This is a genomic window from Streptomyces sp. NPDC032745 (assembly GCF_055579465.1).
This window is the reverse complement of record NZ_JBVING010000015.1, coordinates 127,101-148,797: the sequence shown is the minus strand read 5'-3', so window position 1 is coordinate 148,797 and position 21,697 is coordinate 127,101. Positions and strand designations below refer to the sequence as shown.

Genomic DNA, 21,697 nt, shown 5'->3' with positions numbered 1-21,697 from the left:
GTCCGGATCACCGCGTTACGAGCGGTACCGGACCGGGGGATGGCGGGGACCTGCGGTGATGTCCGTATGCGCGGTGACCGTCGCGATTTCCGGCCTCCTTCACACTTCTGACGAAGGCGAGGACATGAGCATGGGATCCACTGGTGAGGGCATCGGCCGCCGTGACCTGATCAAGCGCTCCGTGGCACTGGGACTGATCTCGGTGCCCACGATGAGCTTCCTGTCCGCCTGCGCCTCCGGGGGTGAGGACACGTCCACGAAGGGGCCGGACAAGGGTGCGGTGACCAAGGAGAACCCCTTCGGCGTGGCCAAGGGCGGCAAGCTGGACGTCGTCGTCTTCAAGGGCGGGTTCGGCGACGACTACGCGAAGGCCTGGGAGGCCGCCTTCGACAAGAAATGGGGCACCACCAGCTCCCACCTGGGCACCCAGGAGATCGCGGCCAAGCTCCAGCCCCGCTTCAACGGCGGCAACCCGCCGGACGTCATCGACGACTCCGGCGCCCAGCAGATCAAGATCGACGTCCTCGCCAAGGGCGGCCAGCTCGCCGAGCTCACCCAGGTGCTCGACGCGCCCTCGCTCGACGACCCGGCCAAGAAGGTCCGGGACATGCTCATCCCCGGCACCGTCGAACAGGGCACCCAGGGCGGCAAGTTCGTCGCGCTCTACTACGTCTACACGGTGTTCGGCTTCTGGTACTCGGGCAAGCTCTTCAAGGAGAAGGGCTGGGCCGAGCCGAAGACCTGGGCCGACTTCCTCGACATCTGTACCAAGGCCAAGGCCGCCGGCATCGGCGGCCTCGCCCACCAGGGCAAGTACCCGTACTACATCAACGTCGTCATCATGGACCTGATCGCCAAGAAGGGCGGTCTGGAGGCCATGAAGGCGATCGACAACCTCGAGCCCAACGCCTTCGAGGGCAACCCCGCCGCCCTCGCCGCCGTCGAGGCGGTCTACGAGATCGTCGAGAAGGACCTGCTGATGGCCGGCACCAACGGCCTCACCCACACGGAGTCCCAGACCGCCTGGAACCAGTACAAGGCCGCCTTCATCCCCTCCGGCTCCTGGCTGGAGAACGAGCAGCTCAAGCAGACCCCGGACGACTTCGACATGAAGTTCCTGCCGGTGCCGACGCTGGCCGACAGCAAGCTGCCCTTCGAGGCCATCCGGGCCGGCGCGGGCGAACCCTTCATCGTCCCGGAGAAGGCCGCCAACAAGGCCGGCGGCCTGGAGTTCCTCCGCTCGATGCTGTCCCGCGAATGGTCGACCCTCTTCGCCCAGCAGGCCAACTCCCTCACCGTGGTCAAGGACGGCGTCGACCCGAACGTCAAGCTGCGCCCCGGCACGGCATCGGCGGTCGCGGCCGTCAAGACGGCCGGCTCGAACACCTTCAACTACCTGTACCCCGACTGGTACAGCGAGATGGACACCGAGATCCAGAACGCGTCCAATGAGCTGATGGCCAAGCGGATCCAGCCAAAGGAATGGATCAAGCGGGCCCAGGCTGCGGTAGACAAGGCTGCCAAGGACCCGAACGCCAAGAACAACCACCGCAGCTGACATCGTCCAAGGGACGGACACCATGAGCCAAGTAGCACAGGGCAAGGGAAGGATCGGCTTCATCGCCGGCTTCCTCATCCTGCCGCTCGCGCTGTACCTGACTTTCGTCATCTGGCCGTACATTCAGACGTTCGGCTACTCCTTCACCAACTGGTCCGGACAGTCGCCCACGTTCGACTTCGTCGGCCTGGACAACTACGCCGCGCTGATGAAGGACGAGGTCTTCCGCGGCGCCCTGTGGCACAACCTGCTGCTCCTGGTGTTCGTCCCGGCCGTCACCATCCTGCTGGCCCTCTTCTTCGCCTTCATGGTGAACGCGGGAGGGCGCAGCGGGGCGGGCGGGGTGCGGGGCGTCCGCGGCTCCTCCGTCTACAAGATCGTCTACTTCTTCCCGCAGGTCCTGTCGCTGGCCATCCTCGCCGTGCTCTTCGGCGCCGTCTACCGCAGCGACGAGGGCGGCCTGCTCAACGGATTCCTCACCAAGCTGGGCCTGGTCGACCCGGCCCACCCCGTCGAATGGCTCAACCAGCCGAACCTCGTCCTGTGGTGCCTGCTCCTGGTGGTGGTCTGGCACGGAGTCGGCTTCTACCTGGTCCTCTTCTCGGCAGCCATGCAGTCCGTACCCAAGGACATCTACGAGGCCGCCCTGCTCGACGGTGCGGGGCGCGCCCAGACCTTCCTCAAGGTCACGCTGCCCCTGCTGTGGGACTCCGTGCAGACCTCCGCGGTCTACCTGGGCATCGCCGCGATGGACATGTTCGTCCTGGTGTCGACCATGACTTCCGGCCAGTTCGGCGGCGGCCCCGACCACCACAGCGAGGTCATGGCCACGGTGCTGATGCGCAACTTCCTGTACTTCGGCAAGAGCGGCTACGCCTGCGCCATGGGCGTGGTCATGCTCGTCCTGACCATGATCCTCTCCGTCGTCACGCTGCGCGCCACCCGCCGCGAGCGCATCGAGTTCTGAGAGGAGATCCCCGATGACTGCAGAGTCCACAGTGATCAAGGCGCCGGGCGAGGCTTCGGCCGAGCGGTCCGGCGGCAGCGGCCGCTCCGGGGAGGGCGGGAAAACCGGCTCCGACGGCATGGTGCTGAACGTCTTCTCGCACGGGTTCCTCGCCGTCTGGGCGATACTGATCGTCCTGCCCCTGATCTGGCTGGCGCTCGGCTCGTTCAAGACCGACTCCCAGATCGGCGGATCGGCCCTCAGCTGGCCCTCCAACTGGCACTTCGACGCCTTCTCCCGGGCCTGGGACAAGGGCATCGGCGACTACTTCGCCCACACACTGATCGTGATGGCGTTCTCGGTGCCGCTGACCATGCTGCTCGGCTCGATGGCGGCGTACGTACTGGCCCGCTACCCCTTCCCGGGGAACCGGCTCTTCTACTACTTCTTCGTCAGCGGGGCCATGTTCCCCGTGTTCCTGGCGCTGGTCCCGCTGTTCTTCATGGTCAAGCGTCTGGACATGCTCAACACGTACCAGGGTCTGATCCTGGTGTACGTGGCCTACTCGATGCCCTTCACCGTCTTCTTCATGCACTCGTTCTTCCGCACGCTGCCGACGGCCGTGCACGAGGCGGCGGTGATCGACGGGGCCTCCGACACCCGGATCTTCTTCCAGGTGATGCTGCCGATGGCCAAGCCCGGCCTGATCAGCGTCGGGATATTCAATGTCCTGGGCCAGTGGAACCAGTACATCCTGCCCTCCGTGCTGATGCAGCCGCAGACCGGATCGGACCCCGAGCGCTACATGCTCACCCAGGGCCTGATCCAGCTGCAGTACCAGATGGGGTACGAGACGGACCTGCCGGTGCTGTTCGCCGGCGTGACCATCGCGATGATCCCGATGCTGGTGGTCTACCTGTCCTTCCAGCGCCAGATCCAGGCCGGCCTGACCTCCGCCACCCTCAAGTAGCGGGGCGGCGACGGCCGGGGGCGACGCCGATCGCCCCCGGCCGTCCGTTCGGCGCAATCGGCCCCGGCCGCCCGCCCGGGCTCGCGGTCCATGCGCCGGCCCAGCGGGCGCAGCAGGAGGTTGACCCCCACCACGCCCGCCGTGCCGAAGGCGGCCAGGACGAACATGCCGACTCCGGCCAGGCAGCCCACGGCCGCCGAACACCACAGGGTGGCGGCCGTGTTCAGGCCCCGGACACTCAGCCCGTCGCGCATGATCACCCCGGCGCCGAGGAAGCCGATCCCCGAGACGATCTGGGCCGCGACCCGGGAGCCGTCGTACTGGACCTCCGAGACGGCGCCGATGAACCCGTACTGCGAGAGCAGCACGAAGAGCGCTGCACCGCCCGCCACCAGGGCGTTCGTCCGCAGCCCGGCCATCCGGGCCCGCCACTGCCGTTCCAGCCCGATCGCCGCTCCGAAGCCGAGGGCGGCGGCCAGGTGCCCGGCCATTTCCCATTCGGTGAACAGCATGGCCCTCCCCTCCTCTTCCCGTTGCCGGGCTCCTACAGCCAGGTGCCGAACTTGCGGATGTACAGGGTCTTCAGGAGCTGCGTGAGCGTGCAGTACGCGAGCAGTACGCCGATCAGCCACGGGAAGTAGCCCGCAGGCAGCGGCACGAAGCCCAGCGACCCGGCCAGCGGCGAGAAGGGCAGGTACAGCCCGGTCAGCACCGCGAGGACGGTCATCACCATCACCGGCCAGGAGGCCCGGGACTGGACGAAGGGGATCTTCCGGGTACGGATCATGTGGACGATCAGGGTCTGCGAGAGCAGGCCCTCGATGAACCAGCCGGACTGGAACAGTGCCTGATCGGCCTCGCTGTCGGCACCGAACACGTTCCACATGATCACGAACATCGCGATGTCGAAGACCGAGCTGATCGGGCCGATGCAGACCATGAACCGGCCGATGCCCTTGGCGTCCCAGTTGCGGGGCCTGCGCAGGTACTCCTCGTCCATCCGGTCCCACGGCGTCGCCAGCTGCGCGATGTCGTAGACCAGGTTCTGCACCAGCAGCATGATCGCGAGCATCGGCTGGAACGGGATGAACGCGCTCGCCACCAGGACCGAGAAGACGTTGCCGAAGTTCGACGACGCCGTCATCTTGATGTACTTGATCGTGTTGCCGAAGGTGGTCCGGCCCTGGATCACGCCCTGTTCCAGGACGGTCAGGTCCTTCTCCAGCAGGATGACGTCCGCGGACTCCTTCGCGATGTCGACCGCGGTGTCGACGGAGATGCCGACATCGGCGTCGCGCAGCGCCGCGGCGTCGTTGATGCCGTCCCCGAGGAAGCCGACGGTGTGGCCGTCGGCCTGCAGGGCCCGTACGATCCGGGCCTTCTGGACCGGGTTGACCTTGGCGAAGACCGTCGTACGGGCGGCCAGCGCGCGCAGTGCCGCGTCGTCGAGGGCGTCGATCTCGCTGCCGAGCACCACGTGCCCGACGTCTATGCCGACGTCCGCGCAGACCCGGGCTGCGACGAGGTCGTTGTCGCCGGTGACGACCTTGACCGCGACACCCTTGTCGGCCAGGCCCTGGAGGGCCCGGGCGGCGTCGGCCTTCGGCGGGTCGAGGAAGGCGAGGAAGCCGACCAAGGTCAGCCGGTCCTCGTCCGCGACGGAGTAGGCAGGGCGCGGGCTGCTCATCGTGCGGGTGGCGACGGCGAGGACGCGCAGCCCCTGGCGGTTGTTGTCCTCGGCGATGCGGGTGACGTGCCGGCGCAGCTGCTCGGTGAGTTCGACCTTCCGGCCGCGGTCCGTCATGTGGGTGCAGAGGTCCAGGACCTCCTCCACCGCACCCTTGGTGATCATGACGTGCTCGGAGCGGCCGAGGTCGCCCACGATGCTGTTGCGGCCCAGTACCACGGACATCCGCCGGCGGGCGAAGTCGAAGGGGATCTCGTCGACCATCGAGAACCGTGCGTCGACGACAACCTCCTCGGCCTCGTTGACCCGGTTGATGACCGCCTGGTCCATCAGGTTCTTCAGGCCGGTCTGGAAGTGGGAGTTGAGGTAGCCGTACTCCAGGACCTCGTTGTCCTCGTTGCCGTGCACGTCCAGGTAGCGGTCCAGGACGATCCGGTCCTCGGTGAGGGTGCCGGTCTTGTCCGTGCACAGCACGTCCATCGCGCCGAGGTTCTGGATCGCGTTGAGGCGCTTGACGACGACCTTGCGCCTGGACATGGCGACCGCGCCGCGTGCCAGGTTGGCGGACACGACCATCGGCAGCATCTCGGGGGTCAGGCCGACCGCGACGGCGATGCCGAAGAGGAAGGCCTCGTCCCAGTCGCCTTTGGTGAGGCCGTTGACCGCGAACACGACCGGGACCATGACCAGCATGAAGCGGATCAGCAGGAAGCTGACCTTGCGCACGCCGTTGTCGAAGTTGGTCTGCGGGCGCTCGCCGACCAGCGAGCCGGCCATCGAGCCGAAGTAGGTGTCGGCGCCGGTGGCGACGACCACGCCGGTGGCGGTACCGGAGGTGACCGACGTCCCCATGAGGACCAGGTTGCCGGCCTCGACCGGGTCCGTGGTCCCGGGCTGCCCGAGGTCCTCGGTGCCGGGGGTCCCGTCGGCCGAGGGAGGGGGAGTGTCGGCCTTGGCCACCGGCAGGGACTCACCGGACAGCGCGGCCTGGCCGACCATCAGGTCCTTGGAGGTGATCAGCCGCAGGTCGGCCGGGACCAGGTCACCTGCGGCCAGCTTCACCACATCGCCCGGGACCACCTGGTCCATGGGCACCTCGAGGGTGGTCGGCCCCGCGCCGCTGCCGGCCCGGCGCTGCACCGCGCAGGTGGTGGTGACCAGCTTCTTCAGTGCGTCGGCGGCGCGGCCGGAGCGGAACTCCTGCCAGAAGCGCAGCAGCCCGCTGATCCCCACCATCACGGAGAGGATGACGACGCCCGGATCGGCCGGGTCCTGCCACCACATGACGGCGGCCAGGAAGACCAGGACGGCGATGAAGGGGTTCCGGAACGCCTTCGCCAGCTGGGTCCACCAGCGCGGGGCACGCTCGTGGGCGACGACGTTGGCGCCGTGCCGCTCCAGACGCAGCGTCGCCTCGGCGTGCGTGAGGCCGTTGCGCGTGGCGGAGAGGTCCTGCAGGACCTGGGCGCCGGGGCGGGCGCTGAACCCGGCGAGCTGCTCGCCGGCGAGCCGGGTACGGGACTCCAGCTCTGCGGCCTTGCGCTCGCGGCGGCCCTTGCCCGGCGGTGCGAGCTTGGCCGGAGTACGGGGGGTGAGCATGGTCATGACGAATACCTCCCTCCACTGCGGCCGGGCAGCACGAAGCCGCGCGGTCACGTGGAGTGATCACGGATCGGCGCAGGGCGGCGCGAAGCGCCGGCGGACACGCCGAAGGGCATGGATGACGCACGCCGGGCGGAACGGCCGCGGCATGCGGAAGGAAAGGCGGGGGAGGGGAAAGAGGGGATGCAGAAACGCACGGGACGGCGGTGGTGTACCGCGGCCGTGCGCACTCAGGGAAGGATCAGCTGATCAAGGTCAGCCGACGAGAGCGCTGCAAAGACTTCGATCGGGACTCATCCCGAACACCTCCTTGCGTAGCGCCTTCATTACAGGGCGCCCGATCCGGCCGGGAAGGCCGCAGAGGACCGGCGCCGCAGCGACCGTAGCACGATCTAGAGGGATGTCTCTCATACTTATGACCGGTAGTGGCCGATTCGTTCCGCGTCAGCCTCTTGACGTCTGGAGGGCCAAAGGCTCGACTTAAGGTTCACAAGTTGGAGAGACGCCGGGGTCTCGGAGCACCAAGCCGCGATCGCCGGCTCGGGGGGCGACGGTCGGCCGTCGCTTATGGGCAGGAGTGGATGAGTCGTGCAGACTCCCGGATCGCAGTCTTCACTGCACCGCGCGAATCTCGAACGGGTCGTGCGGGCGGTGCGGCTCGCGGGTTCGCTGACCCAGGCGGAGATCGCCCGGTCCACCGGACTGTCGGCGGCCACGGTCTCCAACATCGTCCGCGAGCTCAAGGACGGTGGGACCGTCGAGGTCACGGACACCTCGGCCGGCGGCCGGCGGGCGCGCAGCGTCTCGCTCAGCGGCGACGCGGGCATCGTGATCGGTGTGGACTTCGGCCACACCCACCTACGGGTGGCGGTCGGCAACCTCGCCCACCAGGTCCTGGCCGAGGAGTCCGCCCCGCTGGACGTGGACGCCTCCTGGGCGGACGGCTTCGACCGGGCGGAAGCCCTGGTCGGAGAGCTGATCGCAGGCATCGGGGTGGGCCTGGACAAGGTCATCGGAGTGGGGCTCGGCGTCCCCGGCCCCATCGACGTGGAGTCCGGGACCCTCGGCTCCACCGCGATCCTGCCGGGCTGGGCCGGGATCAACCCCCGCCAGGAGCTCTCGCAGCGCCTCGGCGTGCCCGTGTACGTGGACAACGACGCCAACCTCGGAGCGCTCGGGGAGCTGGTGTGGGGGAGCGGCCGCGGGGTCAAGGACCTCGCCTACATCAAGGTCGCCAGCGGCGTCGGCGCCGGCCTGGTGATCAACGGGCAGATCTACCGGGGGCCCGGCGGCACCGCCGGCGAGATCGGGCACATCACCCTCGACGAGTCCGGACCGGTCTGCCGCTGCGGCAACCGCGGCTGCCTGGAGACCTTCGCCGCGGCCCGCTACGTGCTGCCGCTGCTGCAGAGCACGCACGGGCCCGAGCTCACCATGGAGCGGGTGGTCGAACTGGCCCGGGAGGGCGACCCGGGCTGCCGCCGGGTCATCGCCGACGTGGGCCGCCATGTGGGTAGTGGTGTCGCGAACCTGTGCAACGTTCTGAACCCGAGCCGCGTGGTGCTCGGCGGTTCGCTGGCGGAGGCCGGTGAACTGATCCTGGCCCCCATACGTGAGTCGGTCGGGCGGTACGCGATCCCCAGCGCGGCACGGCAACTGTCCGTACTCACCGGGTCGTTGGGCGGCCGGGCCGAGGTGCTGGGCGCGCTGGCCCTGGTACTGAGCGAGATGGGCGATTCGACCCTTCTGGCCGGTTCGCCGAACCTCAAGCTCTTGCCTTCAGTTAGATAACGGATGGCACCGTTGTCATCTCGTTAAGGATTCACTCCTTGACGGCAAACTGCGGCCGAGGTTGACTCACGTCCACCTCGGCCGCAACGCTGCGGCCTCGTCAGGGAGGTTCAAGAAATGAACACGCGCATGCGCAGAGCCGCCGTAGCCGTCGCCGCCACCGCCATGGCCGCTTCCCTTGCTGCCTGTGGCAGCGCCAAGGAGGCCGGTGAGAAGCCGAAGGAGTCCGGCTCCGCCGCCGCGGGTGGCGCGATCAAGATCGGTCTGCTCCTGCCGGAGAACCAGACCGCGCGCTACGAGAAGTTCGACAAGCCGCTCTTCGAGAAGAAGGTCGCCGAGCTCACCGGCGGCAAGGCCGAGGTGGTCTACGCCAACGCCAAGCAGGACGCGACCACGCAGAACTCGCAGGTCGACACGATGATCACCAACAAGGTGAACGTCCTGGTCATCGACGCCGTGGACTCCAAGGCCATCGCCGGCTCGGTCAAGAAGGCCAAGGAGAAGGGCATCCCGGTCGTGGCGTACGACCGCCTCGCCGAGGGCCCGATCGACGCCTACACCTCCTTCGACAACGAAGAGGTCGGCAAGGTCCAGGGCAAGGCCCTGCTGGAGGCCCTGGGCGACAAGGCCAAGAGCGGTGAGATCGTCATGATGAACGGGTCGGTCACCGACCCGAACGCCGCCCTCTTCAAGAAGGGTGCGCACTCCGTCCTCGATGGCAAGGTGACCATCGGCAAGGAGTACGACACCAAGGAGTGGAAGCCGGAGAACGCCAACACGAACATGGCGGGTGCGATCTCCGCGATCGGCAAGGACAAGATCGTCGGCGTCTACTCCGCCAACGACGGCATGGCCGGCGGCATCATCACCGCCCTCAAGGCCGCCGGCATGGACCCGCTGCCCCCGGTCACCGGCCAGGACGCTGAACTCGCGGGTGTGCAGCGGATCGTCGCGGGCGAGCAGTTCATGAGCGTCTACAAGCCGTACGCCCCCGAGGCCGAGGCCGCCGCGAAGATGGCCGTCGCGCTCGCCAAGGGCGAGAAGCTGGACGGTGTCACCACCTCCAAGGTCGACAGCCCGACCGACAAGGGCATCCCCTCGGTCCTGGTCCCCGTCGTCTCGCTGACCAAGAACAACATCAAGGACACTGTCATCAAGGACGGTGTCTACACGGCCGACGAGATCTGCACCGACAAGTACGCGGCCGCCTGCACCACCCTCGGCCTGAAGTAGGCCGACCGGGCCTCACACGGGCCCCCTGTAGGCCACCCCGGCCCGGAAGCGGGCCGGTCCCGGCCGCAAGCAGGCTCCCCCCGGGCCTGCCGAGGCCCCAGCGTCCTGCCGGCCGGAGGCCCGCCCCCGCGGCCTCCGGTCCACCAGGACCCCCGCGCCTGCCCGGCGCCCCGCCCCTCTTCCCCCGCCACCCGTGGGGCGCCGGGCAGAAACGATTCCTCATCCCACCCCGCTCCTGCACTTACTGCACGACATCCCCGCCGGTCAGGCGGCGAAGGAGATGGTTCATGTGTCCGCTGCGCCCGTGCTGGCGTTGCGAGGGGTCTCGAAGCGATTCGGTGCCGTTCAGGCGCTCACCGACGTAGAGCTCGAGATCCACTCCGGCGAGGTGGTCGCCCTGGTCGGCGACAACGGCGCCGGCAAGTCCACGCTCGTCAAGACGATCGCCGGCGTCCACCCCATCGATGACGGAGTCATCGAGTGGGAGGGCAAGCCGGTCTCGATCACCAAGCCCCACGACGCCCAGAACCTGGGCATCGCGACGGTCTACCAGGACCTCGCGCTGTGCGACAACATCGACGTCGTCGGCAACCTCTTCCTGGGCCGCGAGCTCAAGCGCCGCGGCGTCCTGGACGAGGTGGAGATGGAGCGCCGCGCCCGCGAGCTCCTGACCACCCTGTCCATCCGGATCCCCAGTGTCCGCATCCCCATCGCCTCGCTCTCCGGCGGTCAGCGCCAGACCGTGGCGATCGCCCGTTCGATGCTCGGCGAGCCCCAGCTCGTCATCCTCGACGAGCCCACGGCCGCCCTCGGCGTCGAGCAGACCGCACAGGTCCTCGACCTGGTGGAGCGGCTGCGCGAGCGCGGCCACGCCGTCATCCTCATCAGCCACAACATGGCCGATGTGAAGGCCGTCGCCGACAAGGTGGCGGTCCTGCGGCTGGGCCGCAACAACGGCGTCTTCACCGTCAAGGACACGTCGCAGGAAGAGATCATCTCCGCCATCACCGGAGCCACGGACAACGCCGTGACCCGCCGTGCGGCCCGTACCGGGGAGGCTCGCAAGTGAGCACCGAACACCACACCCATGCGGAAGAGGTGGCCCAGCTCGCCAACCCCGCCGCCCCGGCGGACTCCATTCCCGCGGTGGACCCGCGCCTGCTCGTGCGCGAGCAGGGGCTGGCCGGCTACCTGAGCGAGTTCGGCCGCAAGATGAAGGCCGGCGACCTGGGCTCCCTCCCGGTCGTCATCGGCCTGATCATCATCTGCGGCATCTTCCAGGGGCTGAACGCGAACTTCCTGTCCCCGGAGAACCTCACCAACATCGCGATCACCATGGTCGCCACCGGCATGATGGCCGTCGGCATCATCTTCGTGCTGCTGCTCGGTGAGATCGACCTCTCGGTCGGCTCGGTCAGCGGTGTCGCGGGTGCCCTCTTCGCCGTCCTGGCCGTCACCCACGGGGTCAACGAGTGGGTGGCGATCCTGGCCGCCGTCGCCGGCGGTGCCCTGATCGGCGCAATCCACGGCTTCTTCTTCGCCAAGATCGGCGCGCCGGCCTTCGCGGTCACGCTGTCGGGCCTGCTCTTCTGGTCCGGCGCCATGCTGCAGATCCTCGGCAGCAACGGCACGATCAACATCGACTCCGACGGTGTGGTGGGCCAGCTCACCACGTACTTCTTCACGGACGTGGCGGCCGGCTACGGCCTCGCCGCGATCGCGGTGGTCGGGTACTTCCTGGCGAGCTTCTTCGACAACCGCCGCCGCGAGGCCGCGGGCGTCCCGTCCCGTCCGATGAGCGAGATCGCCCTGCGCACGGGCCTGCTGGCGGTCTTCACCTTCGGTCCCGCCGCGGTGTTCAACCAGTACAAGGGCCTGCCGCTGGCGGTGGTGCTCTTCGTGGTGGTGCTGGCCGGCACGGACTTCCTGCTGCGCCGCACCACGTTCGGCCGGAACGTCTTCGCCCTCGGCGGCAGCGTCGAGGCGTCCCGCCGCGCAGGCATCAGCGTCGTCGGGATCCGTATCGCGGTGTTCACGATCTCGGGCACCTTCGCGGCCATCGGCGGCCTCTTCTGGGCCTCCAAGATCGCGGCGGCCAACCAGAGCGCCGGCGGCGGCGACCTGCTGATGAACGTGATCGCGGCGGCCGTGATCGGCGGCACCAGCCTCTTCGGCGGCCGGGGCCGGACCTGGAACGCCCTCCTCGGCGTCATGGTCATCACCTCGATCCAGTACGGTCTGGCTCTCCAGGGCATCGCCACGCCGATCCAGTACATGATCACCGGTGCGGTGCTGCTGGCCACCGTGGTGATCGACTCGGTCACCCGCAAGACCCAGAAGACGGCCGGACGCGCCTGACACCGCGTCCGATGCGGTAAGACCGGTCACAGTGCCCGGTGCCACCCCGTGTGGCACCGGGCATCCGTGCGTACGTCTGCACGTACAACCGTGCGTACGCCTGTGTGGGTATACGCCTGAATGTGAGGTGTGACATCGGGGTGATCTGCACAGGGATGTCTACAGCTATGACAAAGCTGTGACCCGTGTGCGGCAGCCCGATGACCGCGGTCGCCGACGGAACATTAGACTCGACAGACCAGCAAGCAACTGCAAGGAGGCACGGGTGCTGCTGACCCGCATCAAGGGACCGCGCGATCTGGACCGGCTCAGCCAGGAGGAGCTCGACCAGCTCGCCGCCGAGATCAGGTCCTTCCTCGTCGACGCCGTCTCCAAGACCGGCGGGCACCTCGGCCCCAACCTCGGGGTGGTCGAACTGACGATCGCTCTGCACCGGGTCTTCGACTCGCCCAAGGACAAGGTCCTCTTCGACACCGGCCACCAGGCCTACGTCCACAAGCTGCTCACGGGCCGCCAGGACTTCGCCGGCCTGCGCACCAAGGGCGGCCTCTCCGGTTACCCCTCGCGCGCCGAGTCCGACCACGACGTGATCGAGAACTCCCACGCCTCCACCGTGCTGGGCTGGGCCGACGGCCTCGCCAAGGCCAACGAGGTGCTCGGCCGGGAGGACCACCACGTCGCCGCCGTCATCGGCGACGGCGCGCTGACCGGAGGCATGGCCTGGGAGGCGCTGAACAACATCGCCGCCGCCAAGGACCGCCCGCTCGTCATCGTCGTCAACGACAACGAGCGTTCCTACGGCCCCACCATCGGCGGCCTCGCCAACCACCTGGCCACCCTGCGCACCACGGACGGCTACGAGCGCTTCCTGGCCCGCGGCAAGGAGCTCCTGGAGCGCACCCCGGTCGTCGGGAAGCCGCTCTTCGAGACCCTGCACGGCGCCAAGAAGGGCCTCAAGGACTTCATCGCCCCACAGGGCATGTTCGAGGACCTCGGCCTGAAGTACATCGGGCCCATCGACGGCCACGACATCGAGGCCCTGGAGTCCGCCCTGCAGCGCGCCAAGCGCTTCAGCGGCCCGGTCATCGTGCACTGCCTCACCCAGAAGGGCCGCGGCTACACCCCGGCCCTGGAGCACGAGGCGGACCGCTTCCACGCGGTCGGCGTGATCCACCCGGACACCGGTCTGCCGGTCAAGACCGCCGCCGCCAGCTGGACCTCCGTCTTCGCCGACGAGATGGTCAAGCTGGGCCACGAGCGCGCGGACATCGTCGGCATCACCGCCGCCATGCTCCACCCGGTCGGCCTCAACAAGTTCGCCGAGGCCTTCCCGGACCGGATCTACGACGTCGGCATCGCCGAGCAGCACGGCGCCACTTCGGCGGCGGGCCTCGCCACCGGCGGGGTCCACCCGGTCTTCGCGGTGTACGCGACGTTCCTCAACCGCGCCTTCGACCAGGTCCTGATGGACGTGGCCCTGCACAAGTGCGGGGTCACCTTCGTCCTGGACCGCGCCGGTGTCACCGGCGACGACGGCGCCTCCCACAACGGCATGTGGGACATGTCCATCCTCCAGGTCGTGCCGGGCCTGCGGCTCGCCGCCCCGCGCGACGCCGAGCAGCTGCGCGCCCAGCTCCGCGAGGCCGTCGAGGTCAAGGACGCCCCGACCGTCGTGCGCTACTCCAAGGGCGTCGTCGGCCCGGCCGTCCCGGCCGTCGGCCGGATCGGCGGCATGGACGTCCTGCGCACCCCGGCACCCGAGGTCACCCTCCCCCTCGGTCCTTCGGACCTGGGAGGTGCCCCCACGGACGTACTGCTCGTCTCGGTCGGCGCGCTCGCCCCGATGTGCCTGGAGATCGCCGACCTGCTCGACAAGCAGGGCATCTCCACGACCGTCGTCGACCCCCGCTGGGTCAAGCCCGTGGACGAGGCCCTGGCCCCGCTCGCGGACCGGCACCGCGTGGTCGTCACCGTCGAGGACAACGGCCGCACCGGCGGTGTGGGCTCCGCCGTCGCGCAGGCGCTGCGCGACGCGGGCGTCGACGTGCCGCTGCGCGACTTCGGCATCCCGCAGCGCTTCCTCGACCACGCCCTCCGCAAGGAGATCATGGCCGAGATCGGACTGACCGCGCCGGACATCGCCCGGCAGGTCACCGGCCTGGTGGCCAAGCTGGACGGGCGCTACGACAGCGAGCCGGCCGCCGCCGTCGACTAGGACGGGTACCGGCCACTAGATCGCCGCGCGGTTGCACGTCACGGGCCGGGAGATCACCCTTGAAGGGGTGGGCCTCCCGGCCCGTTCGTGTGCGTCGTCACCTGTCGGAGGTGCGTCGGTGAGCAAGGACCTGAACAGCGTCTTCCGCACCAAGACGGTGGAGCAGTCCATCCGTGACACGGAGGAGCCGGAACATGCGCTCCGGAAGTCGCTCTCCGCCTGGGACCTGACGGTTTTCGGTGTGGGTGTCATCATCGGCACCGGCATCTTCGTCCTCACGGGCATCGCGGCCCGGAACAACGCCGGACCCGCCACCTCTCTCGCCTTCGTGGCGGCGGGCATCGTCTGCGCCCTCGCGGCGCTCTGCTACGCCGAGTTCGCGTCGACCGTGCCGGTGGCCGGATCCGCGTACACCTTCTCGTACGCCTCGATCGGTGAGCTGCCCGCCTGGATCATCGGCTGGGACCTGGTGCTGGAGTTCGCCCTCGGCACCGCCGTCGTCGCGGTCGGCTGGTCCGGGTACGTGCGCCACCTGATGCACACCAACCTGGGCTGGGACCTGCCCACCGCGCTGTCCGGACCGGACGCGGGAGGAAGCTTCGACCTGCTGGCCTTCCTGCTGATCCTGGTGCTGACGGCGATCCTGGTCGTCGGGACGAAGCTCTCGGCGCGGATCACCGCGGTCGTGGTCGCCATCAAGGTCTTCGTGGTCCTGCTGGTGATCATCGCGGGCCTGTTCTTCATCAAGGCCGACAACTACTCGCCGTTCATCCCCCCGGCCCAGCCGCAGGAGGCGGGCAACGGCCTGCACACGCCACTGGTCCAGCTGCTGTTCGGCTACGCGCCCACCAACTTCGGCGTCATGGGCATCTTCACCGCGGCCTCCCTCATCTTCTTCGCGTTCATCGGCTTCGACGTCGTGGCCACCGCCGCCGAGGAGACCAGGAACCCCCAGCGGGACATGCCGCGCGGCATCCTCGGCTCGCTGCTGATCTGCACGGTGCTCTACGTCGCCGTGACGCTCGTGGTCACCGGCATGCAGAAGTACTCGGAGATGTCACCGACGGCGCCACTGGCCGAAGCCTTCAAATCGGTGAACCAGCCCTTCTTCTCCGGTGCCATCAGTCTCGGTGCGGCCGTCGGCCTGATCACCGTGAGCATGATCCTGCTGCTCGGCCAGACCCGCGTGTTCTTCGCGATGAGCCGTGACGGACTGCTGCCGCGCGTCTTCTCCGTCACCCACCCCAAGTACCGCACCCCCTACCGGGCGACCCTCCTGCTCGGCGGGATCATCGCCGTCGTCGCGGGCTTCACCAGCCTGGAGAAGCTCGCGGAACTGGTGAACATCGGCACCCTGTTCGCCTTCGTGCTCGTCGCCCTCGGCGTGATCATCCTGCGCAAGACCCGCCCCGACCTGCACCGGTCCTTCCGCACCCCGTGGGTGCCGGTGATCCCGATCCTGTCGATCGCGGCCTCGCTCTGGCTGATGCTCAACCTGCCGGCCGAGACCTGGATCCGCTTCGCCATCTGGATGGCGATCGGCATCGTCGTCTACTTCGCCTACGGACGCTCGCACAGCCGCCTCGGCAAGGTCGGCGTCGACGCGGAGTTCTGAGCGGCCTCGGGGAGGAAAGACGAAGCCGGCCGTACGGGTCACCCGTACGGCCGGCTTGCGCGTGCGCGGGGGCGTCAGCCCTTGGCGGGGGAGTCCTTCGCCGCGGCGGGGACCTTCTGGTCGGTGCGCAGGGCTTCCCACAGCTGGCCGGCCTGCGGCTCCGCGACGACCACGCGGTTCGGGTCCACCTTGTCGTAGGCGACCGGAAGCATGATCGTCTCCATGGTGTCCGGGTCCACGCCCTTCATGCTCTGGGCGAAGTCGGCCAGCGAGGTGAGGGAGGCGAGGTCGGAGTCGGTGGTCAGCGACTTCGTGCCGGCGTCGGCGAGCTTGTAGAGCCGGGCCGGGTTGCCGAGCGCGTCCTGCTTCTTGATCTCCGACAGCATCGCCATCATGAACTGCTGCTGGAGGCCTATGCGCCCGAGGTCGCTGCCGTCGCCGTAGCCGTAGCGGGTACGGACGAACTTCAGCGAGTCGGCGCCGTTCAGCCGGTGCGTGCCGGCGTCGAGCTTGAGCCCGCCCTTGGCTCCGCTCATCGGCTTGTCCAGGGTGACCGTGACCCCGCCGAGCGCGTCCACCAGGCCCTTGAACCCGGCGAAGTCGACCTCGACGAAGTGGTCCACGCGGATCCCGGACATCTGCTCCACGGTCTTGACCACGCAGGCCGGTCCGGCCAGCGAGTAGACCGAGTTGAACATGACCCGGTTCGCGGCCTTGACGGTCTTGCCGTCGGCGTCCTTGCATTCGGGCCGGCTGATCAGGGTGTCGCGCGGGATGCTCACCGCGGTGGCCTTGGACCGGCCCTCGGGTATGTGCACCAGCATGGCGGTGTCCGAGCGGGCGCCGCTCACATCGCCGTGGTCGAGGTCCGCGTTGGCCCCGGCGCGCGAGTCGGAGCCGAGTACGAGGACGTTCTGCGCGCCCGCGACGACCTTCTTCGGGCGGTTGTCGCCGATCGCCTGGTCCAGGTCGACGCTGTCGATGTTGCCGTTGAGATGGCTGTAGGCCCACCAGCCCGCGCCACCGGCCGCGAGGATGAGCACGGCCACCGTCAGCAGCACGATCCGCAGGGCACGTCGCCTGCCGCCGCGCCGCGGCCTGCGCCGGGACGGGGGAGTAGTGGCCGAGGGCCGGTCGGTCATGGAGGCAGAGCCCTTCTATTATCGATGGGGTGCATCATAAGACACACTTTCGAGTGGCTGGTTCTTTCCGGTGAAGAGCCCTGTCGCTTGAGCAGGACATACTCGGCAGAAGGGCGGACAGTGGCGTGATCCGAGGCAAAAGCGGTAGCCGGGGCGCCACTTCCGACCGCGCGGCACAGGATGCAGCCCCGGCCGGACCACGTCCCCGCCGGTCGCCGTCGGTGGCCGGAAACTGGCTGTTCAAGGGGGGCGACGGCCGCCTGACGGCCTACGCGTGCACCCCGCACGGCCTGCTGCGCTGGACCGAGGCCGCGGCCCCCCACGCCGGCTGGACCGGCCCCGACGTGTTCGAGGTCCCGGGCTGGCTGGGCACCGTCTCGATGGCGCAGAGCCGCGAGGGGTACGTGCACTTCGTCGCCCTGCGGGCCGCCCAGGACGGCTCGGAGCGGCCGGAGGTCATCGTCTCCACCCAGTTCCAGCCGGGCCGCGGCATGATCGACTGGCACAGCCTCGGCACTCCCGGCCTGCGTGGCGGCCCCGCCGACGACCGGCTGGCCGGCCCGCCGCGCATCGCCGTCAACCAGCGCTCGGGCTCCACGCACGTCCTCGTCTCCCTGCGCCAGGGCGGCGTCCTGCGGCGCAGCCGCAACGCCGAGGGCGCGTGGGGCGGCTGGAAGCAGGTGGCGCCGGAGCCGTACGCGGGCGACGTGGCCCCGCTCATGTCGGCGGGCGGGCCGCTCGAGCTGCTCGCCCTCGGCCGAGCCGGAGCCGACCGCTGGGTGGGTGTCGGCCAGGGCCGCTTCCAGCTCGCCGACCGCATCCCCACGCCGGTCGTCCCCGGCACCCCGGTCCTGTGCGAGACGGGCCCGCGCAGGGTGACGTACTTCTGGCGCTACCCGGGCGACGGTTCGCTGGTCGCCTGGCGGGGCGGGCAGCAGGGCGCACAGGGCGGCGGCCTGATGGCCCTCGGTGGCGCCGGCGGCACGGGCGCGCCGGGCGTGGTCCGGGCCGTCATCGGCGGCTACGACTGCACGGTGCTGGCGCAGACCGGCGCCGAGGGGGACATCGAACTCACCGCCTACGTCACCGAGAACGAGGGCTACGGCACCTGGTGGGCCTCCCTCGGCGGCCACGGCGCGCACGCGCCCCAGGTTGCGGTCGACGCGGCAGGCCGCATCGTCGTGGCCGCCTTCGACGGGGACGGTGCACTGATCTGTACCCGTCAGGACACCACCCAGCAGGGGCTGGTCTTCGGCCCCTGGGACGCCGCCTGAGGCTCACGGCGGCGCCGGCCGGGCAGGCCGCCGCGCCGGGCGGGCCGCGCCGGCCGTCCCGAGGCCCGGCCGTCAGGCGTGCTGCGGCAGCGGCGTCCGCTGCGACACCTCGATGCTGAGACCGCCGGACTCCGTGTAGTACGGGGTGGCCGCCAGCTCCAAGCCCTGCGCACCGGGCGCGGCCGCGATCCGCACCGGCATCCGGGCCGTCGTGTCGAGCTCCCCGGCGCGCCGCGGGCCGAGCCGCACCTCCTGGGTCACGCCCTCGAAGCCGACCGCGAGGTGCAAGTCCCAGGTGCCCGGCGGGAGCGGCCAGCCGCTCGAGGTCTGCGCCAGGTTGACCCGGCAGGAGAAGCGGCCCATCGCCCGGGGCCTGCCCTTGGCGTTGGTCAGCTCATCGTCCCGGCGGGCCGTGACGGGGCAGCTCTCCATCGCACCGCTCGTACGCTCGCGCAGCACCACCCGGGTGGCGCGGTCCTTCGTCGACAGCTGCTCGAAGAACGCGAAGCCCTCCAGCAGCAGCATCGGCCCGTCCCAGCGGGCCTTCTCCAACTGGTGGGTGACCGTCATGTCACCGGTGATGTCGAACAGCTCGTCCGGCAGGGCGACCTGCGGGTCGCGGAAGAACGGCAGCGTCGTGTACACCCGGCCGTTCTCCACCGTCTTGCGGACGGCCGGACGCTCCTTGTCCGCCTCGAAGGCGGCCATCCGCTGCGCCTCGGCGAAGCGGCCCTGCGCCAGCAGGGCGAACCGTACGGCCACCGGACGCGGCAGCAGCGCCAGCGCCCCCGGGGACGCCTGGGTGCGCAGCACCTCGGCGGCGGCCCACAGGGCCTGGTCCCGCTCCGCCGCGTCGGTGGCGGACAGCAGCGCGGCCGCGGTCGCCTTGCCGAGCTCCACCTCCAGGTGGCGGGACTGGAGCTTGTCCCGGCGCGGCCCCTCGGGCAGCTGCGAGCCGACCAGGGCCAGCATCCGGGAGACCAGGGCGACCCGGTCCACCAGCGTCACCCGCTCCGTCGGCGAGGGGCCCTTGACCACGCAGGTCGCATCGCCGACGACCGAGACGTTGTCCGCCCCGATGAAGGCGCCGGCCGTGAAGGCCTGGTCGTCGCCGATCACCATGTCGGTGGGGAAGGCCAGCCCGCGGCGCTGCAGCAGGCTGGTGCGGAACAGCTTGTCCGGCGTCAGGGACCAGTAGACGCGCGAGGCGTACGCATCGGTGTAGGCCTGGTTCTTGCGGAACATCGAGGTCGCGACCGCATGGCGGCCCGAGCTCTCCAGCTTGCCGAGCACGATGTCGGCCTCGTTGGCGTCGGCCGCGGCGACCATCCGCTCCAGTGCGTCGGGCGCCAGCCGGTCCGTGGCCTCCAGGAAGATGACGTACCGTCCGCGCACCTGGCTCAGCGCCCAGTTGCGGGCGGCCGCCGGACTCAGCCCGTGCGACACCTGCCCCACGCGGACGAAGGCGGGGTACTGGTGCGCCGCGCGCGCGAGCACGGACCCGCTCTCGTCGGTGGAGCCGTCGTCGACCCCGATGATCTCCAGCCGCTCCGTGCCGATGGACTGCACGAAGACGGAAGCCAGGCAGGCGTCGAGCGCGGCGGCCTGATTGCAGACCCGGACGGCGACCGTCACGTCCTTGACGTCGGTGGGGCCGACGACGGCGGTGTTCATGGTGTCGGGATCCTCGTCAGTTCTGCGGAGCGGCGGGGCGGGGCCACGGCATCTCCCCGGTGAGTTCGGGCCATTGCCAGGGACGCGGGGTGCTGTCCGCCGGATGCTGCGGGAAGGCGCCCGGGATGTGCTCCAAGGAGCCCACGAAGACGTTCACGTGCGAGGTCAGCTTGGCGGCCGCGGCCGTGCCCACCGTGTACTCGAACCGGTCGTAGCCGGTGAAGCCGGGGGCGGGCGCGTACGTGACCCAGCCGTCCTGCGACAGCTGCGCCCGGCCGCCCCGCGGCTGCGTCACGGAGATGGCCGTGCTTCCCGCCGGCGCCGCCGACAGGACGTTGACGGTGCCCGGCCGGTCCGGTGCGGTCGCGATCCGCAGGCCACGGGCGGTGGCCGGCCGCAGCGGCAGGGGCTCGGCGGCGAGCTTCCCCGTCCGCACGAGCTTGCGGCCCGAGGCGTCCGGGATGCCCACGAGGATCCGGGGCCGGATGCTGCGTGCCGTGGCCGAGTCGGCGACGCGCAGGTGCAGGACCCCCGTCGTCTGCTCCCCGGCGTCGGCGCGGGCCCGGAACCAGCGCTGGCGGGGGAAGTACTCCAGCCCCTGCACGCCGACGATCTCGCCGACGGCGGTCAGCGGTTCCTCCGCCAGGTACGCGCAGCCGCGCGAGGCGCCCTGATCGGGTGCGACGGAGAGGCCGAACTGGACGGTCTCGCCCGGGGAGACACCGCGGCGCGGGTCGGCCGAGCTGTACAGGGCCGCGTACACGGCGCCCAGTGACGGGGTGTCGCCGACGGCCTGCCCGCGGCGGAGGAGGTTCACGCGCTGGACTCCTTGCGTGCCGCGGGCTCGGACACCCGGGACTTCGTACGGTGCGAGAACGTCTCCTCGTCCAGCCAGCCCATCTCCTCGTAGGAGAACCGGCGGCGGTCGAGGTCGCGGACCCACGGAGAGGGGATGACGCCCTGCTCGGCGAGGCTGCGGGCGACGAACCGGGCGCACTCGATCGCGCCCTCCGCCCGCAGGTGCACGTTGTCCCCGTCCTGGACGTTCTCCAGCAGCGGCTCGCCGGGCCGCAGATAGGTGAAGACGAGCTTGGACGGCTCCGGCCCGAGCTCCTCCCACCACTGCACGCTCTGGCCGTACAGGTCGACGACCGGAACGTGCTCGTCCTCGGCCAGTTGCCGGGCCGCGAGCGGGTAGTCGCCCAGGAAGCGGGCGACGTTGCCGTGCGCGTCCATGCGGCGCCGTTCGTACGGCAGCAGGATCACCGGGTGGGCCTGGCGCTCGCGCGCGCCGTGCACGAAGGCGGCCATGTTCTCCTGGAAGGTGGAGAACGGCTTGGTGTGCAGACCGGGGTCGGTCTTCCAGTCGATCTGGCCGAAGCCGAACAGCAGGTAGTCGCCGGGCTCCAGGTTGTCGAGGATCCACTGGAGCCGGCCGCGCTCGCGGAAGCTCTTCGAGCTCGCGCGGGCGCGGGCACAGTTGACGACCTCGACCGCATCGGTGAGGAAGAGGGGCAGCGCCTGGGCCCAGCCCACCATCGGCAGATAGCTGTACGGCCGGGCGACCGCCTCGGAGTCGCCGGCCACGAAGATCCTCCGCGGCGGCTGCTGCTGTCCGGGTGTGTACGTCAC

Annotated in this window: 16 protein-coding genes; 10 read left to right on the top strand and 6 right to left on the bottom strand. The window is 69.7% G+C overall.

Annotated elements, in window-relative coordinates:
* Positions 1–130: 130 nt before the first annotated feature.
* Genes ngcE through ACZ5WG_RS31545 form a run of 3 tightly spaced genes read left to right on the top strand, consistent with a single transcriptional unit; the run spans position 131 to position 3,474 of the window.
* The gene (gene ngcE / locus ACZ5WG_RS31555; protein WP_468727677.1) at positions 131–1,558 is read left to right on the top strand and encodes an N-acetylglucosamine/diacetylchitobiose ABC transporter substrate-binding protein; all 1,428 of its coding nucleotides are present in this window, start codon (positions 131–133) and stop codon (positions 1,556–1,558) included.
* A 22-nt stretch (positions 1,559–1,580) separates the two neighbouring features.
* Positions 1,581–2,525 carry a carbohydrate ABC transporter permease gene (locus tag ACZ5WG_RS31550; RefSeq protein WP_468727676.1) on the top strand — a complete coding sequence of 315 codons (945 nt, stop codon included), beginning with the start codon at positions 1,581–1,583 and terminating at the stop codon, positions 2,523–2,525.
* Positions 2,526–2,538: 13 nt separating this feature from the next.
* Complete coding sequence (locus ACZ5WG_RS31545) at positions 2,539–3,474, top strand: carbohydrate ABC transporter permease (protein ID WP_468727674.1); 936 nt, start codon at positions 2,539–2,541, stop codon at positions 3,472–3,474.
* Here the strand turns inward: ACZ5WG_RS31545 and ACZ5WG_RS31540 are convergent.
* Both ACZ5WG_RS31540 and mgtA read right to left on the bottom strand, forming a co-directional pair.
* A complete protein-coding gene (locus ACZ5WG_RS31540; protein ID WP_468727673.1) occupies positions 3,417–3,986 on the bottom strand; it encodes an MgtC/SapB family protein in 570 nt (189 codons plus the stop codon). The genes ACZ5WG_RS31545 and ACZ5WG_RS31540 overlap by 58 nt on opposite strands.
* 32 nt (positions 3,987–4,018) lie before the next feature.
* The gene (gene mgtA, locus ACZ5WG_RS31535; RefSeq protein ID WP_468727671.1) at positions 4,019–6,766 is read right to left on the bottom strand and encodes a magnesium-translocating P-type ATPase; all 2,748 of its coding nucleotides are present in this window, start codon (positions 6,764–6,766) and stop codon (positions 4,019–4,021) included.
* 585 nt (positions 6,767–7,351) lie between these two features.
* Here mgtA and ACZ5WG_RS31530 point away from each other — a divergent pair.
* The 6 genes from ACZ5WG_RS31530 (at position 7,352) to ACZ5WG_RS31505 (ending at position 15,975) form a co-directional block, all read left to right on the top strand.
* Positions 7,352–8,554, top strand: a complete 1,203-nt coding sequence (locus ACZ5WG_RS31530) for an ROK family transcriptional regulator (RefSeq protein WP_468727670.1) — start codon at positions 7,352–7,354, stop codon at positions 8,552–8,554.
* A 117-nt stretch (positions 8,555–8,671) separates the two neighbouring features.
* Complete coding sequence (locus ACZ5WG_RS31525; RefSeq protein ID WP_389410353.1) at positions 8,672–9,787, top strand: ABC transporter substrate-binding protein; 1,116 nt, start codon at positions 8,672–8,674, stop codon at positions 9,785–9,787.
* 280 nt (positions 9,788–10,067) lie between these two features.
* Complete coding sequence (locus tag ACZ5WG_RS31520) at positions 10,068–10,856, top strand: ATP-binding cassette domain-containing protein (protein ID WP_030294056.1); 789 nt, start codon at positions 10,068–10,070, stop codon at positions 10,854–10,856.
* 29 nt (positions 10,857–10,885) lie between these two features.
* Entirely contained in the window at positions 10,886–12,145 is a 1,260-nt protein-coding gene (locus ACZ5WG_RS31515; RefSeq protein WP_468727783.1) for a sugar ABC transporter permease, read from the top strand.
* A 265-nt stretch (positions 12,146–12,410) separates the two neighbouring features.
* Entirely contained in the window at positions 12,411–14,360 is a 1,950-nt protein-coding gene (gene dxs, locus ACZ5WG_RS31510; RefSeq protein WP_468727668.1) for a 1-deoxy-D-xylulose-5-phosphate synthase, read from the top strand.
* A gap of 118 nt (positions 14,361–14,478) precedes the next feature.
* Positions 14,479–15,975 (top strand): amino acid permease, encoded by a 1,497-nt coding sequence (locus ACZ5WG_RS31505; protein WP_468727666.1) that lies wholly within the window; start codon positions 14,479–14,481, stop codon positions 15,973–15,975.
* 74 nt (positions 15,976–16,049) lie between these two features.
* On the opposite strand, the gene ACZ5WG_RS31500 is transcribed toward ACZ5WG_RS31505, so the two are convergent.
* Positions 16,050–17,117: an LCP family protein gene (locus tag ACZ5WG_RS31500; protein ID WP_468727665.1), complete on the bottom strand. Its 1,068-nt coding sequence runs from the start codon at positions 17,115–17,117 to the stop codon at positions 16,050–16,052.
* Positions 17,118–17,338: 221 nt separating this feature from the next.
* Between ACZ5WG_RS31500 and ACZ5WG_RS31495 the strand changes: the two genes are divergently transcribed.
* On the top strand, positions 17,339–18,391 hold the full coding sequence (locus tag ACZ5WG_RS31495; RefSeq protein WP_468727663.1) for a PLL family lectin: 1,053 nt from the start codon (positions 17,339–17,341) through the stop codon (positions 18,389–18,391).
* A gap of 72 nt (positions 18,392–18,463) precedes the next feature.
* Here ACZ5WG_RS31495 and ACZ5WG_RS31490 read toward each other — a convergent pair whose 3' ends face one another.
* From ACZ5WG_RS31490 to ACZ5WG_RS31480, 3 genes are read right to left on the bottom strand one after another with little or no spacing between them, the layout of a single operon-like run.
* Positions 18,464–20,065: a glycosyltransferase family 2 protein gene (locus tag ACZ5WG_RS31490; RefSeq protein ID WP_468727662.1), complete on the bottom strand. Its 1,602-nt coding sequence runs from the start codon at positions 20,063–20,065 to the stop codon at positions 18,464–18,466.
* Positions 20,066–20,081: 16 nt separating this feature from the next.
* Complete coding sequence (locus ACZ5WG_RS31485; RefSeq protein WP_468727661.1) at positions 20,082–20,882, bottom strand: Ig-like domain-containing protein; 801 nt, start codon at positions 20,880–20,882, stop codon at positions 20,082–20,084.
* Positions 20,879–21,697, bottom strand: coding sequence for a rhamnogalacturonan acetylesterase (locus tag ACZ5WG_RS31480; RefSeq protein WP_362632424.1), 819 nt, complete (start codon positions 21,695–21,697; stop codon positions 20,879–20,881). The genes ACZ5WG_RS31485 and ACZ5WG_RS31480 overlap by 4 nt, the downstream gene beginning before the upstream one ends.